General features: G+C 68.9%; 16 protein-coding genes. 9 read left to right on the top strand and 7 right to left on the bottom strand.

What is annotated here, in order from left to right; all coding sequences use genetic code 11:
- Positions 1–100: 100 nt before the first annotated feature.
- Genes D2V04_RS17360 through D2V04_RS17350 form a run of 3 tightly spaced genes read left to right on the top strand, consistent with a single transcriptional unit; the run spans position 101 to position 3,395 of the window.
- A complete protein-coding gene (locus D2V04_RS17360; RefSeq protein ID WP_119511643.1) occupies positions 101–1,105 on the top strand; it encodes a ligase-associated DNA damage response exonuclease in 1,005 nt (334 codons plus the stop codon).
- A gap of 15 nt (positions 1,106–1,120) precedes the next feature.
- Positions 1,121–2,722 carry a cisplatin damage response ATP-dependent DNA ligase gene (locus D2V04_RS17355; RefSeq protein ID WP_119511644.1) on the top strand — a complete coding sequence of 534 codons (1,602 nt, stop codon included), beginning with the start codon at positions 1,121–1,123 and terminating at the stop codon, positions 2,720–2,722.
- Positions 2,723–2,756: 34 nt separating this feature from the next.
- The gene (locus D2V04_RS17350; RefSeq protein ID WP_119511715.1) at positions 2,757–3,395 is read left to right on the top strand and encodes a YoaK family protein; all 639 of its coding nucleotides are present in this window, start codon (positions 2,757–2,759) and stop codon (positions 3,393–3,395) included.
- Here the strand turns inward: D2V04_RS17350 and D2V04_RS17345 are convergent.
- The 6 genes from D2V04_RS17345 to D2V04_RS17320 are packed head-to-tail and all read right to left on the bottom strand — an operon-like array spanning position 3,392 to position 8,020.
- Complete coding sequence (locus D2V04_RS17345) at positions 3,392–3,685, bottom strand: DUF167 domain-containing protein (RefSeq protein WP_119511645.1); 294 nt, start codon at positions 3,683–3,685, stop codon at positions 3,392–3,394. The two genes, D2V04_RS17350 and D2V04_RS17345, sit on opposite strands and share 4 nt — an antisense overlap.
- A complete protein-coding gene (locus tag D2V04_RS17340) occupies positions 3,666–4,238 on the bottom strand; it encodes a gamma carbonic anhydrase family protein (protein WP_119511646.1) in 573 nt (190 codons plus the stop codon). The genes D2V04_RS17345 and D2V04_RS17340 overlap by 20 nt, the downstream gene beginning before the upstream one ends.
- The gene (locus D2V04_RS17335) at positions 4,235–4,795 is read right to left on the bottom strand and encodes a GNAT family N-acetyltransferase (protein WP_119511647.1); all 561 of its coding nucleotides are present in this window, start codon (positions 4,793–4,795) and stop codon (positions 4,235–4,237) included. Before D2V04_RS17335 ends, D2V04_RS17340 begins: the two co-directional genes overlap by 4 nt.
- Positions 4,788–5,348 (bottom strand): GNAT family N-acetyltransferase, encoded by a 561-nt coding sequence (locus tag D2V04_RS17330; RefSeq protein WP_119511648.1) that lies wholly within the window; start codon positions 5,346–5,348, stop codon positions 4,788–4,790. Before D2V04_RS17330 ends, D2V04_RS17335 begins: the two co-directional genes overlap by 8 nt.
- Positions 5,349–5,350: 2 nt before the next feature.
- A complete protein-coding gene (gene hemB / locus D2V04_RS17325) occupies positions 5,351–6,346 on the bottom strand; it encodes a porphobilinogen synthase (protein ID WP_119511649.1) in 996 nt (331 codons plus the stop codon).
- Positions 6,347–6,394: 48 nt separating this feature from the next.
- Complete coding sequence (locus tag D2V04_RS17320; RefSeq protein ID WP_228766196.1) at positions 6,395–8,020, bottom strand: M23 family metallopeptidase; 1,626 nt, start codon at positions 8,018–8,020, stop codon at positions 6,395–6,397.
- Between the two features lie 271 nt (positions 8,021–8,291).
- On the opposite strand from D2V04_RS17320, the gene D2V04_RS17315 reads away from it, so the two are divergent.
- From D2V04_RS17315 to D2V04_RS17290, 6 genes are all read left to right on the top strand, one after another.
- Entirely contained in the window at positions 8,292–10,709 is a 2,418-nt protein-coding gene (locus D2V04_RS17315; protein WP_119511716.1) for a helicase-related protein, read from the top strand.
- A complete protein-coding gene (locus D2V04_RS17310; RefSeq protein ID WP_119511651.1) occupies positions 10,709–10,993 on the top strand; it encodes an RNA-binding S4 domain-containing protein in 285 nt (94 codons plus the stop codon). The genes D2V04_RS17315 and D2V04_RS17310 overlap by 1 nt, the downstream gene beginning before the upstream one ends.
- Positions 10,994–11,027: 34 nt before the next feature.
- Positions 11,028–11,366: a ferredoxin FdxA gene (gene fdxA, locus D2V04_RS17305; protein ID WP_119511652.1), complete on the top strand. Its 339-nt coding sequence runs from the start codon at positions 11,028–11,030 to the stop codon at positions 11,364–11,366.
- Between the two features lie 248 nt (positions 11,367–11,614).
- Positions 11,615–12,148, top strand: coding sequence for a CarD family transcriptional regulator (locus tag D2V04_RS17300; protein WP_119511653.1), 534 nt, complete (start codon positions 11,615–11,617; stop codon positions 12,146–12,148).
- Positions 12,149–12,226: 78 nt separating this feature from the next.
- On the top strand, positions 12,227–13,063 hold the full coding sequence (locus tag D2V04_RS17295; RefSeq protein WP_228766198.1) for a head GIN domain-containing protein: 837 nt from the start codon (positions 12,227–12,229) through the stop codon (positions 13,061–13,063).
- A gap of 63 nt (positions 13,064–13,126) precedes the next feature.
- Complete coding sequence (locus tag D2V04_RS17290; protein ID WP_119511654.1) at positions 13,127–13,462, top strand: hypothetical protein; 336 nt, start codon at positions 13,127–13,129, stop codon at positions 13,460–13,462.
- 6 nt (positions 13,463–13,468) lie between these two features.
- Here the strand turns inward: D2V04_RS17290 and D2V04_RS17285 are convergent, their stop codons facing one another.
- Positions 13,469–14,422, bottom strand: coding sequence for an L-threonylcarbamoyladenylate synthase (locus D2V04_RS17285; protein WP_119511655.1), 954 nt, complete (start codon positions 14,420–14,422; stop codon positions 13,469–13,471).
- Positions 14,423–14,465: the final 43 nt, after the last annotated feature.

Genomic DNA, 14,465 nt, shown 5'->3' with positions numbered 1-14,465 from the left:
CTTCGTCGGTGGCGGGTCAAGGTGACCGGCGGAGCCTCCCCGCGCCTTCGCCCGAACCATCCTCTGGAACCGCCTGGCGTTACGCGTCATTCTGACGGGCATGGCGCACGACTTCGCATGGATCCGGCCCGAGCCGCATGGCATCCATGTCGTTCCCGCCGATTGCTGGATCGATCCCTCCGAGCCGGCGGATCATGCGCTGGTGACGCACGGGCATGCGGATCATGCGCGCGGTGGGCATGGGCGGACGGTCGCCACGCCCGAGACGCTCGCGATCATGAAGTTGCGCTACGCGACTTCCGATGGCGCCGTGCCGGTGGGCTATGGCGAGACGATCCGCTTGCCGGGCGGCGTGGGCGCGACGTTCCTTCCGGCCGGGCATGTGCTCGGAAGCGCGCAGATCCTGCTCGAGCATGCGGGCGAGCGCGTGATCGTAACCGGCGACTACAAGCGCTGCCCCGATCCGACCTGTCCGCCGTTCGAAGTGACGCCGTGCGACGTCTTCATCACCGAGGCGACCTTCGGCCTGCCGGTGTTCTGCCATCCCCCTATCGAGACCGAGATCGGCAAGCTGCTCGATCGCCTCGCCGCGCATCCGGAGCGCTGCGTGCTGGTCGGCGCCTATGCGCTGGGCAAGGCGCAGCGGGTGATCGCGGAGCTGCGCCGTGCCGGGCATGATCGGCCGATCTACCTCCACGGCGCGCTGGAGCGGATGTGCCGGCTCTACGAGGAATGGGGCGTCGACCTGGGCGAGTTGCGCCTGGTGAGCGACGCGACGAAGGAGGACATGCGCGGACAGGTCGTCGTCTGCCCGCCGTCCGCGCTCAACGACCGCTGGAGCCGCCGCCTGCCCGATCCGATCACCGCCATGGCGTCAGGCTGGATGCGCGTGCGGCAGCGCGCCCGCCAGCGCAACGTCGAGCTGCCGCTGGTCATCTCTGACCACGCCGACTGGGGCGAACTGACGCGTACGGTCGAAGAGGTCGATCCGCACGAGACCTGGATCACCCACGGCCGCGAAGAGGCGCTGCTGCGCTGGCATCAGCTCCACCAACGCCGCGCCCGTGCGCTGGCGTTGATCGGGTACGAGGACGAGGATGACTAAGGGGCGGCCGCGTTAATGGAGGAGTTCGCCGCCCTGATCGATGCGCTGGTCTATACGCGCAGTCGCAACGAGAAGCTGGAGTTGATCGCCAACTACCTGCAGGCGACGCCCGATCCCGACCGCGGATGGGCGCTCGCTGCGCTGACGGGCGGGCTCGACTTTCCCGCGGTCAAGGCGAGCACGATCCGCAACCTGATGCACGAGCGGGTCGATCCCGTCCTCTGGACCCTGAGCCGTGATTTCGTGGGCGATACGGCCGAGACCGCGAGCCTGCTGTGGCCGGCCGGCGAAGCGCCGCCCGATCCGCCGAGCGTCTCGGAAGCGGTCGAGGCGCTCACCGCGATGACTCGCAGGAGCGTCCTCTCCGAACTGCCGGCCTTGCTCGACCGCCTCGACGCCTCGGGCCGGTTCGCGCTGCTGAAGCTCGCCACCGGGGCGATGCGCATCGGAATCTCGGCGCGGCTCGCCAAGATCGCGTTCGCCCAGGCATTCGGCGTCGGCGTGGAGGACGTCGAGGAGTACTGGCACGGGCTCACCCCACCCTACCTTGCGCTGTTCGCCTGGGCCGCCGAGGGGGCGCCGCCGCCCGATACCGGCAGCCTGCCGCTGTTCCGCCCGTTCATGCTCGCCCACCCGCTGGACGACACCATTGTCGACCTCGAGGACTACGTGGCCGAATGGAAGTGGGATGGTATTCGCGTCCAGCTCGTGCGCGTCGGCGGTGAGAAGGGAGAAACGCGCCTCTACTCGCGCTCGGGCGACGACATTTCCGGCACCTTCCCCGAATTCCTCGATGCTCTTCCGATCGACGCAGTGCTCGACGGCGAATTGCTCGTACGCGGCGTCCACCAGGGCGGCGAGAAAGGGGGCGCAGCGAGCTTCAATGCGCTGCAGCAGCGGCTCGGACGCAAGACCGTGTCCAAGGCGATGCTCGCGGAGTTCTCCGCCTTCATCCGCCTTTATGACGTCATGATCCTCGAAGACGACGATCTGCGCGACTTGCCGTGGACGCGGCGCCGGGCCCACCTCGAGGCGCTGATGCCGCGGCTGCCTGAGAATCGTTTCGATCTCAGCCCCGTGGTCGACGCCGAGCACTTCGACCATCTCACCGAGATACGTGCCGGGGCTCGCGACGACGCGATCGAGGGGCTGATGCTCAAACGCCGGGACAGCCCCTATGTCGCCGGTCGCAAGACGGGGCTGTGGTACAAGTGGAAGCGCGATCCCCTGCTGGTCGACTGCGTGCTGATGTATGCCCAGCGCGGCAGCGGCAAACGCTCCAGCTTCTATTCGGACTATACCTTCGGCTGCTGGGACGGCGATCCCGACGCGGGCGCCGATCTGCTGCCGGTGGGCAAGGCCTACTTCGGCTTCACCGACGAAGAGCTGCGCAAGATCGACCGCTACGTCCGCACACATACCGTCAACCGCTTCGGCCCCGTGCGCGAGACCGACAGGAGCCTGGTGTTCGAAGTCGCCTTCGACTCGGTCCACGCGAGCAAACGCCACAAGTCCGGCCTCGCCATGCGCTTCCCCCGCATCCACCGCATCCGCTGGGACAAGCCCGCGCACGAGGCGGACCGCATCGATGCTCTGCGCGCGCTGGTGCGGGATTGAAATCGCGCCCATCCGGCGGCAAGGCCGGCAGACCATGCATCGCTACGACCTTCCGCGCCGCTCGCTTGCCTACGGCATAGCGGGACTGGCCGGGTTCGTGGACGCGGCGGGCTTTCTCGCAGCAGGCGGCTATTTCGTGTCGTTTATGTCGGGGAACACCACCAGGTTTGGAGTGGAGGCGGCGACGCGGCCCGAAGCGGCGCTCGTGCCGATTCTCCTGATCCTGTGCTTCGTGAGCGGCGTAACGGCCGGCGCGGTGGTGGCGAATCGCAGCGAGAGACCGAAATCGGCGGTTCTGATGCTCTCGACATTGCTGATCGGCACGGGCGCGGCCGCACACGCGCTGGGAGCGATCGCCCTGTTCGTCGGCATGTCGGCGCTCGCGATGGGCGCGATCAACAACGCCTTCCGGCGCGAAGGCGAGGTCGCGGTCGGCGTGACATATATGACGGGCGCGCTCGTGCGCTTCGGCCAGGGCCTGGCAGCACGATTGACGGGTAGGCAAGCACCTGGCGGCCTGGCGCATCTCCTGCTCTGGGCGAGCCTGGCGGCCGGGGCCGTGCTGGGCGCGCACGTGACGATCGGCTTGCCTGCCCTTGCGCCGTGGATACCGCTGGTGTGGGCGGCGGGTCTGTGCATCGCGGCCCGCCGGATCGAACGCGCTCGGGCCTAGGGTTCTTGCACATCCGGGAGCTGGATCAGCTTTTCCCGCGAAGTTGCGCCGCGCAACAGTTGCAGCCGCGAACTGCCGATCCCCAGAGCCTTGCCGAGCAGCGTCAGCACCGCGGCGTTGGCCGCGCCGTCGGTGGGTTTCGCGCGCACTTTCATCAGCAGGCGGCCGTTCTCGATCGCCACGCTTTCGCTCCGCGCGCCCGGCGTGACCCGCAGCGCCAGCCGGCCTTCGCTATCGGCAAGGGCGCGGATCGCCTGCGCCGCGGGGAAATCAGCCTTCGGGCGCGCCATCGAGCGCCGCCGCGTGCGCCTTCCCGTTCTCGACATAGTGCGCGACGCCTGCGCGCATCCCGGCAATCGCGGCATCGTCGAGGTCGCGCATCTTGCGCGCCGGCCGTCCGCCCCAGAGCTCGCGGGCGGCCATGACCTTGCCCTCGGTCAGCATGGCGCCCGCCGCGAGCATGGCGTCGGTGCCGATCACCGCCTTGTTCATCGCGATCGCGCCGAGGCCGACGAAGCCGCGATCCTCGATCGTGCAGCCGTGGACCATCGCCATGTGCCCGATCAGCGCGTCGTCGCCGATGATCAGCGGCGAGCCTTCGGGATCGCCAGGACGCTCGGGGTCGCAGTGGAGCACGCTCCCGTCCTGCACGTTGGTGCGCTGCCCGATGACGATGCGGCTGACGTCGGCACGCAGCACGCAGTTGTACCAGACCGAGCTGTCCGCGCCGATCTCGACCTCCCCGATCAGCACGCAGCCGGGTGCGACGAAGGCGCTGTCGTGAATCTTCGGGCTGCGGCCGTGGATCGGGATGATCCGGACTCCGGGGCGGTTTGCGCTCATGCCTTGTGCTCCTGCCATTGCTCGGCGGTGAGACTGTAGAGGATCGTCCGCCGATCCTCCGGCGGATAGGCGGGATCGTCGAAGTCGAGGTCGCCGCGGCGGACCATGCCGAGCTTTTCCATCAGCTTCCAGCTTCCGACGTTCGCCTCGCTGGTCAGTGCGACGACATGCGGCGCGCCGACCCGGCCGAAAGCCCAGTCGAGCACGGCATGCATCGCTTCCTCCGCATAGCCGCGCCGCCAGCGGTCCTCGCGTACCAGCCAGCCCACCTCGTGATCGCCCTGATTTTTCGCCAGCGGGTTGTCGACCCGCTTGATCCCGCAATGGCCGACCATCTCGCCGGTCGCCTTCTCGATCATGAACAGGAAGCTGAAGCCTTCCTGCGCGTAGAGCGCCATGCCCTTGGCATGCTTCGCTTCGATCTCGTGCAGTTCCTTGACGCCGCCGAGCCGGGCCATGACCGTGGGCGTATTGAGCAGGCGATGCTGGAGCGCGGCGTCGCCCTCCTCGATCGTGCGCAGGACCAGCCGCTCGGTCTCGGCGACGATGTCAGCCATCGCGGCTTTCCCATGCCGCGCGGTCTATCGAATAGACGATCGTGTCGCGCCAAGGCGGATCGTAGCGCTCGTCCGGGTAGTCGAGCTCCTCGCGCCGGCGCATGCCGAGGCGGCGCATCAGGCCCCAGCTTCCGGCGTTGCCCTCGACTGTGAGCGCGACGACCTCCTCGGCGCCGAAGTGGCCGAAGGCGAGATCGAGCGCGGCGGTCGCGGCTTCCCTGGCATAGCCCTGCCCCCAGGCGTCCTCGCGCAGGCGCCAGCCGATCTCGACCGCGCCGGTGACGGTCGAACCCGGAGCATCGGCCCGTTTCAGCCCGCAGAAGCCGAGCAGCGCCCCGTCGGCCTTGCGTTCGACCACCCAGAAGCAGAACCCGTTGCGCCGGGCGCTCCCTTCGACCCGCTCGCGCTGCGCCGCCATGCCCGCCTCGTCGAGCTGACCGCCGAGCCAGCGCATGACCGCGGGCGTGTTGGTGTGGCGGAAGAACTCAGCCCAGTCCTCCTCGCGCCAATCGCGCAGGACGAGCCGTTCGGTCTCGTGCCGGAATTCAGCCATGTCTATGCCCCCAGCAGCCGGGCGGCGTGCGCCGCGTGATAGGTCAGCACGCCGCTGCATCCGGCGCGCTTGAAGGCGGTGAGCGTCTCGAGCACGAGCGCGTCGCGATCCCCCGCGCCGGCCGCCGCCGCGGCCTCGATCATCGCGTACTCGCCGCTCACCTGGTAGGCGAAGACGGGCACTTCGAACCGCTCCTTCACCCGGCGCACGATGTCGAGGTAGGGAAGCCCCGGCTTAACCATCACGCTGTCCGCCCCCTCGGCGAGATCGAGCGCCACTTCGCGCAGCGCTTCCTCTCCGTTGGCCGGGTCCATCTGGTAGGACCTCTTGTCTCCCTTGAGCAGCCCGCCCGACCCCACGGCATCGCGGAACGGTCCGTAGAAGGCGCTCGCATATTTCGCAGCGTAGCTCATGATCTGGACGTTGTGGTGGCCGCCCATCTCGAGCGCCATGCGGATCGCCTTCACGCGCCCGTCCATCATGTCCGACGGTGCAATGACGTCGGCCCCCGCCTCGGCCTGGTTGAGCGCCTGGTCCACAAGAACGGCGACCGTGTCGTCGTTCACGACATAACCCGCCTCGTCGATCAGCCCGTCCTGGCCGTGGCTGGTATAGGGATCAAGCGCCACGTCGGTCAGGACGCCGATGTCGCTGCCGCAGGCGTCCTTGATCGCCTTGATCGCCCGGCACATCAGATTGTCGGGGTTGAGCGCCTCGGCCCCGTCGTCCGAGCGGCGGCCGGGCTGGGTGTTGGGGAACAGCGCCAGGCACGGGATGCCGAGCCGGACGGCCTCTTTCGCGCGGGCGGCGATCCCGTCGACCGACCAGCGCGACACGCCGGGCAGGCTCGCGACCGGTTCCTCCACCTCTTTGCCATCGGTGACGAACAGGGGCCAGATCAGGTCGGCCGGCGTCAGCACGTTCTCACGATACAGCGCGCGGCTCCATGCGCTCGCGCGGGCGCGGCGCAGCCGCAGGTTGGGGTAGGAGGCGGTCATGCCCGCCTGTTGCCGCAAAGCCGCGCCGGGTTCAATCGGCAGCAGCAGTCACCCGACGCGCTTGGGCGTCTCGAGCTTGTCGATCTCGCGCACCGGCTCGGCGGCGGCGGCTTCGGTCGCGGTAGGGGAGAGGTCCTCCAGCGCAGTGCCGGCCTCGACGGTCTTGAGACTGGCCAGCGCGGCACGGAAACGGCGCAGCTCGGCACCCGAAAGCTGCGCCCGGGTGACAAATTCGACCGAGGCCGGGTTCACCGCGCGGCCTCCGCGATACATCTCGTAGTGCAGGTGCGGTCCGGTCGAGAGGCCAGTCGACCCGACGTAGCCGATCACCTGCCCGCGGCGCACGCTCTGCCCGCTGCGCACGGCGACGCGGCTCATGTGGCAATAGCGCGTGGCGAGCCCGCCGCCGTGGCTGAGCTTGACCGCCTTGCCGCAGCCGCCGGCGCGCCCGGCGCTGGCGACGCGGCCGTCAGTCACCGCGACGATCGGCGTGCCGTAGCTGGCGCGGAAGTCCATGCCGGCGTGCATGCGCTTGTAGCCGAGGATCGGATGGCGGCGCATGCCGAAGTTGGACGAGATCCGCCCGGGCACCGGCGCAACGAGGCCGCTGCGCTGTTCGCCCACGCCCGATGCCTCGTAAAAACGGCCTTCCTCGCCCCACCGCATAAGCTGGGTCTTCGCCTCCCCACCCCGCTCGATCCCGGCGTAGAGCAGTTGCCCGGCCTGACGCTCACCGGTGGCGGCACGGCGGTACTGCACGATCATGTCGAAGGTATCGGTCGAGCGCACCGCCCGGTCGAGATCGACCTGATCGCTCAGCGCCTTCAGGTACTGCTGGACCGCGCTCGCGGGAGCGCCCGCAGCGCGCATCGAGCGGTAGAGGCTGCTGCCCACGGTGCCGCGGATGCGCAGCGGCGTCTCGTCGACGCGGATCGGCTTGCGGGTGAGCGACAGATGCCCGGCATCGTCACGGGTGACGGCCAGCGCGAGATCGAACCGGGCGCGGAATTCGAGCGCATCGAGCGGACGCGCCGCCCCGGGTTGCGGCCGGCGACCGAGCGTGATGTCGACCTGCGTTCCGGGCTCGATCGCGTCCAGTGCGACCGAACCGGAGACGAGGTCGGCGACTCTTTCCGCATCGGTCGTGCCGACCCCGGCGCGGCGCAGCATGCGCTCGAAACTGTCGCCCCGCGCGAGCGTGGCGAGCAGTTCGACCCGGGGACGCTCGGGCGCGGACTTGAGCGGCACGACCAGCGCCGTCGCGCCCATGCGCCGCCCGCTGTCGGACCCGAGCGCGAGCGGCATGATCATCTGGCTGCGGAATTCGTCGCGCGCCGGATTGTCCAGCCGCATCACCGGTGCGGCCTCGACCGGCGCAAAATCGGGCCACATCGCCAGCGCTAGCGCGGAAAGGCCGATCAGGGTGCCGAGCCCGCGGAACCAGCGGCGGCTGCCGATCGTCTCGGCCAGATCCGGCGCGAGATCCATGCTTTCGAAAGTTCCGGAGACGCCCGCGCGCCAGGCGTCGAATTTCTCGGAGAGGTGCCGCGCGCGCTGGATCACCTGCGGCTGCGGATCGGCAACGATCTGGGAGTGCGAAAGCGCGGCCGGGCGCCAGAGGTCGCCGCCCGAATCGGCGGAGACGTGACCGTCGCCCAAACCCTGCTTGTACACCGCGCCTCCTCCACAGGTCGCGATGCATGGCCTCGCGACCCGACCCGAGCGTGTTCTATGCCCCAATCCCTGCCCGATTAAAGTAAAGACCGCCTTAACCTGCGGCGGACCGAGTCGTTCGCGCGGCGGCCTGCGGGAACTCGGCCCCACGGTACTGGCGCGGCTTGCCGCGCGCCCTCCCCGATGCCACATTCCCCGGGTGACCGATGGTACCATCAAGGCGGTCCTCGGACCCACCAACACCGGCAAGACCCATCTGGCGATCGAGCGGATGTGCGCCCATTCCTCGGGTGCGATCGGTTTCCCCCTGCGCCTGCTCGCACGCGAGGTCTACGACCGGGTGGTCGCGATCAAGGGGGAGAGCCAGGTCGCCCTGATCACCGGCGAGGAACGGATCGAGCCGGCAAGCGCGCGCTATTTCTGCTGCACCGCCGAGGCGATGCCGCGCGACGGCGGAGGTCATGCGTTCGTCGCGCTCGACGAAGCGCAGCTTTCCGCCGACCGCGAGCGCGGACACGTATTCACCGATCGGCTGCTCCATGCCCGTGGGCGTGAGGAGACCATGCTGCTCGGCGCGGCGACGCTGGAGCCGGTCGTCCGCTCGCTGATCCCGCGCGCCGAGATTATCGAGCGGCCGCGCTTCTCTACCCTGACCCATGCCGGCGCGCGCAAGCTCTCGCGCCTGCCGCCGCGGAGCGCGATCGTCGCCTTCTCGGTGGAGCAGGTCTACGCCGTCGCCGAGATGCTGCGGCGCTTCCGCGGCGGGGCGGCGGTGGTCATGGGCGCACTCAGCCCGGAGACCCGCAACAAGCAGGTCTCGATGTTCCAGTCGGGCGAGGTCGACTACATCGTCGCGACCGACGCGATCGGGATGGGGCTGAACCTTGACGTCACCCACGTCGCCTTCGCCTCGCTCACCAAGTTCGACGGCGTGCGCCAGCGGCGGCTGGCGCCGGCGGAAATGGCGCAGATCGCCGGGCGCGCCGGGCGCCACCAGAAGGACGGGACATTCGGCACGCTCGCCGCCGGCAAAGGGCCGGTTCCCGAGTTCACCGACGAAGAGGTCTATGCGATCGAGGAGCATCGCTTCGCGCCCCTGACCAAGCTGTTCTGGCGCGAGGCCGAGCCGCGCTTCGACAGCCTTCGTACGCTCATCGCCGATCTGGAGGCCTCGCCGGCCCAGCCCGAGCTCGTGCCTGCGCCCGAGGCGATCGATCTCGCGGTTCTCAAGCGGCTCGCGGACGAGCCGATCGCCGATAGCGTCAAGGGCGCAGGGCTGGTGCGGCGGTTCTGGGAAGCCTGCTCGCTGCCCGATTTTCGCCAGCTCGGCCCCGATGTCCACGCGCGCTTCGTCGCGCGGCTGTGGCAGGATCTGGCGCAAGGCCACCTCGGCGCCGACTATGTCGCGGCGCGCATCGCGGAGCTGGACCGCGTGCAGGGCGACATCGACACGCTGCAGGGCCGGATCGCGGCGATCCGCAGCTGGGCCTATATCTGCCAGCGGCCCGACTGGGTCCTGGCGCGCGACGAGATGGCCGCGCGCGCAAGAGCAGTGGAAGCAAGACTGTCGGATGCGCTACACGCACGGCTGACCGAACGTTTCGTCAACCGGAGGACCACGATCCTGATGAAGAGCCTGGGCACCGATCCTGCGCTGCTGCCCGTCACGCTGGCGGAGGACGGCGCACTGCTGGTGGAGGACGAGCCGATCGGCCATGTCGAGGGTTTCCGCTTCAAGGTCGATCACACGGCCAGCCATGGCGATCGCAAGATGCTGCTGGCTGCGGGAGAAAAGGCCCTGCCGCGCATCCTGTCGGACCGTGCCGAGGCGCTGATCGCCTCGCAGATGGAAGGCGCCTCGCTCGACCGGGGCGCGATCCGCTGGCAGGGGCAGGAGCTGGCACGGCTGGAGCCGGGCCCCGACGCGGTGCACCCGCGCATCGTACCCGCGCGCGAACTCCACGCCCTGCCCGAGGCCGTGCGCGAGCGGCTGGTCCAGGCGCTCGCCGCTTGGCTCGCCGCCGCGCTGGCGCCGCTCGAGCCGCTCGCCAAGCTGGAAGAAGCGGCCAGGAACCCCGAGGCAGGGTCGCAGGCCCGCGCGCTGCTGCTGGGTCTGATCGGCGGACATGGGTTCGTCGCCCGCGAGAAAGCGGGGATCGAACACTTGCCGAAGGACATGCGGCCGTTCCTGCGCCGGCTCGGCGTCACGTTCGGCGCGCTCGACGTCTTCGCCCCTGCCCTGCTCAAGCCGGCGCCGCGCGCGCTGCTCCATGCGCTCGGCTACGACCGGCGGCCGCTGCAGGAAGCGATGCAGCCGGTCATCGACGGCGGAAAGGCGCTCCCCGCAGGCTACCGTCCGGCGGGCCGGCAGGCGGTGCGCGTCGACATGGCAGAGAAGATCCTGCGCGCCGCGCACCAGACGCGCGGCGAGGTGAAGACGCGCCGCTTCGTGCTCGATCAGGCGCTGGCCGTCTCCACCGGCCTGACGCCCGAGAACTGGCACCGGCTGCTCGGCGCTGCGGGCTTCCGCCGCCTCCCCGCGCGCAAGCTCGCCGAAAGCGCTTTCGGCCCGCCGGCGCCCGATCTGTGGGAATGGCGCCCGTCGCGCCGCCCCCCGGCGAAGCGCCCGCCCGACCGCAAACCGCCCGCAAACGGGGCCTTCGCGGCGCTGGCGGACCTCGTGCGGTGATGCGGATCGACCGGCTGCTGTGCCACTTGCGCTTCGTGAAGACGCGCGCGCGGGCACAGGCGCTGGTCGAGGCCGGGCACGTGCGGCGAAACGGCCAGCGAGTCACTCGTGCAAGCCAGCCGGTCGCACCGGGCGACGTGCTCACTTTTCCGGTCGGCAAGGCCGTGCGCGTGATCGAATTGCTGGAACTGCCCGCCCGCCGCGGCCCCGCGTCCGAAGCGCAGGCCTGCTATCGCGCGCTTGACCCGGAGGGGCAAACCGCCATAGCAGCGGCTAAACCGTGAACCAGGGCCTGGCCCGCAAAGGAAGCGCTTCCCAATGACCTATGTCGTCACCGACGCCTGCATCAAGTGCAAGTACACCGATTGCGTCGAGGTCTGCCCGGTCGACTGTTTCTACGAGGGCGAGAACATGCTGGTGATCAACCCCAGCGAATGCATCGACTGCGGCGTGTGCGAGCCCGAGTGCCCGGCCGAGGCGATTCTGCCCGATACCGAGAGCGATCTCGAGAAGTGGCTCGAGCTCAACACCAAGTACTCCGCCGAATGGCCCAATATCACGAGCCAGAAGGAGCCGCCCGCCGACGCCGACGAGCACAAGGGCGAGGAAGGCAAGTTCGAGAAGTACTTCACCCCGGAGCCCGGCGAAGGCGACTGACGAGCCGGCCCGAAAGGGGCATCCGGCGACCCGATTCGGGCGGCTACACTGCGGACTCGCAATTTTGTTGCTGTTGTGCTATATAATGCAACAACTGCACCGGTCGTGACCGGTCGCAGGCGTGACAGCAGAAAGGTCCGGACCACTCGCGACAGGACAATCGACCTTTCGACCGTGCCCCGTGCGGCGCGGCGCGAAGACGATTTGACTTCTGCCTCCCGGGGCCCGACCGCAGAAAGGACTTTTGCATGGCCAGCAAGGCTCCCGCCTTCGATGTCGGCGACTACGTCGTCTATCCCAAGCACGGCGTCGGCCGTGTCATTGAGCTGCAGAACGAAGAAATCGCCGGGATGCAGCTCGAGCTCTACGTGCTTCGCTTCGAGAAGGAGCGGATGACGCTTCGCGTTCCCACCAACAAGGTCGAGGCGATCGGCATGCGCAAGCTGTCGAGCGACAAGACGCTGAAGGAAGCGATGGAGACGCTCAAGGGCAAGCCCAAGGTCAAGCGTACGATGTGGAGCCGCCGGGCGCAGGAGTACGAGGCGAAGATCAACTCGGGCGACCTGGTCTCGATCGCCGAGGTGACCCGTGACCTGTTCCGCCCCGATGACCAGCCCGAACAGTCCTATTCCGAACGGCAGATCTTCGAAGCGGCCTCGAGCCGACTGGCGCGCGAACTCGCGGCCATGGAGAAGACCGATGAGCCCGCCGCGCTCGAGAAGATCCTCAATGTCCTGCGCGAACACGCCCCGCAGTACTACGAGAACGCCGAAGAGGCCTGATTTCGACCAAGGGTCATCTCGGACCGACGAAAGGCCGCCCCACCGGGCGGCCTTTTTCGTATCGCGGTTGCACGCACGATGCTGCTGTATTATGTCGGCAACACGGACTGGGTCCATTTCGGCACGAGGAAGGTTCACATGCTGCAGAAGATTCTCAAGGGGGTTGCCCCGGTTATCGCGCTGATGATGGCCACTGGTTGCAACGGAAGCATCAACATCAACGGCTCCGACGGGGTTCCGCTGTCCGAGCTCGATCTCACGGGCAAGACCCCGACCGAAGTGGTCGCAGCCGGGCCCGACAGCGTGATCGTGACCCGCGGCGAGACCCTCGCCATCGACGTCAGCGGCGACCGGGAAGCGGTCGACGCGCTGCGCTTCACCCTCGACGACGAGACGCTCGGCATCATGCGCGAGAACGAGAACTGGAGCAGCACCGACGGCCGCGCGACGGTGCGCGTTACCCTGCCCCGGCTGGAGAAGCTGGTCGTCGCAGGTTCCGGCACGGTTGAGGCGGACATGATCGACGGAAATGCGGAAGTGACGATCGCCGGCAGCGGATCGGCGAATACCGCGCAGGTCGATGCCGACGTGCTCGAAGTGAACATCGCCGGATCGGGCACCTATCGCGCGGCCGGTCGGGCGACGACGCTCGAACTCAACATCGCCGGATCGGGCGAAGCCGAGATGGAACGGCTCAAGGTCGACAAGGCCGACATCACGATCGCCGGATCGGGCGATGCGGCGTTCGCCTCGGACGGAACGGTGGAAGCGTCGATCATGGGCTCGGGCGACGTATCGGTGACCGGTTCGGCCTCCTGCACGATCAGCTCGATGGGTTCGGGCACGCTCAAGTGCTCCTCGGCAGCGGCCACTGCGGGCGACAATGCGGCGCCTGCAACGGCCGAAGCGGAATAAATTCGCACCCGTTCATCGCCGCGACGCTTTTTACAGGCTATGCTGCGCAGAGGAGGAATTCCCATGCGCGGCATAGTCTTGGCTTCCATCGTTCTGCCCGGCGCGCTCATGCTCGGCGGCTGTCTTGCAAAGGCCGCGGTTGGCGCGGTGACGGCACCGGTCAGAGTCGCCAGCGGGGCGGTCGATCTCGCCACCACCAGTCAATCCGAAGCGGACGAGAAACGCGGGCGCGAACTACGCCAGCGCGAGGCGCAACTTGGCCGGCTCGAACGCCGTTATGCGGACGAGATGCGCGACTGCAGCGACGGCGACCGCCGCGCCTGCGACGACGCGCGACGGACCTACGGCGAGATCCAGATCCTGCTGCCCAGCGTTCCGGCCGCCCCCGAACCGCGCTAGCCCGGCTCAGGCTGCGGCGCGCCGCAGCCGGTCGTTGATCGCGGCGCCGATCCCCGCTTCCGGCACGGGCGCGACCGCGATGCGCGGCAGGTCCGATCGCGCCGCTTGGTGGAGGCAGGCATAGAGGCGCGCGGCGGCCTCGGCGAGATCGCCGGATGGCGAGAGCGAGCAGTGGCTCGCAACGGCACCGAAACCGATCAGAAACTCGTCCGGCGTGGCTGTCGCGGCGTTGAGGCGCACCGGCTTGCCCGGCGCGTAGTGGCTCGCGAGCTGGCCGGGCGCCTCGATCGCACCGCCCGCGCTGCCGCTTTCGCGCGGCGCTCCCAGCAACAGGCGGTGGAGCGCGTCGAGATCCACGGGTCCAGGACGAAGCTCGTCCCAGCGCCCGCCGTCACGAATGGCGAGGATCGTCGATTCGACCCCCTCCTCGCACGGCCCTGCATCGAGAATGAGGTCGATCCGCCCGTCGAGCGAGGCGGAGACGTGTTCCGCCTGTGTGGGGCTGATGAAGCCGCTGCGGTTGGCCGAGGGCGCCGCAAGCGGAAAATCGCAGGCGGCGAGCAGTGCCCGCATGGCCGGATGCGCCGGCGCGCGCAGCGCGACCGTCGGCAGACCGGCAGTGACCGCCGCGGCCAGACCCGCATCCTCGCGCCGGGGCAGAACCAGCGTCAGCGGCCCTGGCCACACGCGTTCGGCGAGCAGCGAGGCGTCACCCTCCAGCCGCGCATACCGCGCGGCCTGCGCGGCATCGCGGACGTGCACGATCAGCGGGTTGAAGCTCGGCCGCCCCTTGGCATCGTAAATCCGCGCCACAGCCTCGTCGCTGTCGGCCCGGGCAGCGAGGCCATAGACCGTCTCGGTCGGCACCGCGACCAGCCCGCCGGCGGCGAGAATTCTCGCCGCGCGAGCAATTCCTTTCGCATCTGCAGAAACTGTTTCGGTCGCGTTCTTGCCGCTCATTCCCGCGCGCTATATGCGCTTTGGCGCAAAGCCAAGGGGAACC

Source organism: Pelagerythrobacter aerophilus (genome assembly GCF_003581645.1).
GTDB lineage: Bacteria > Pseudomonadota > Alphaproteobacteria > Sphingomonadales > Sphingomonadaceae > Pelagerythrobacter > Pelagerythrobacter aerophilus.
This window is presented reverse-complemented; position numbering and strand designations above follow the sequence as displayed.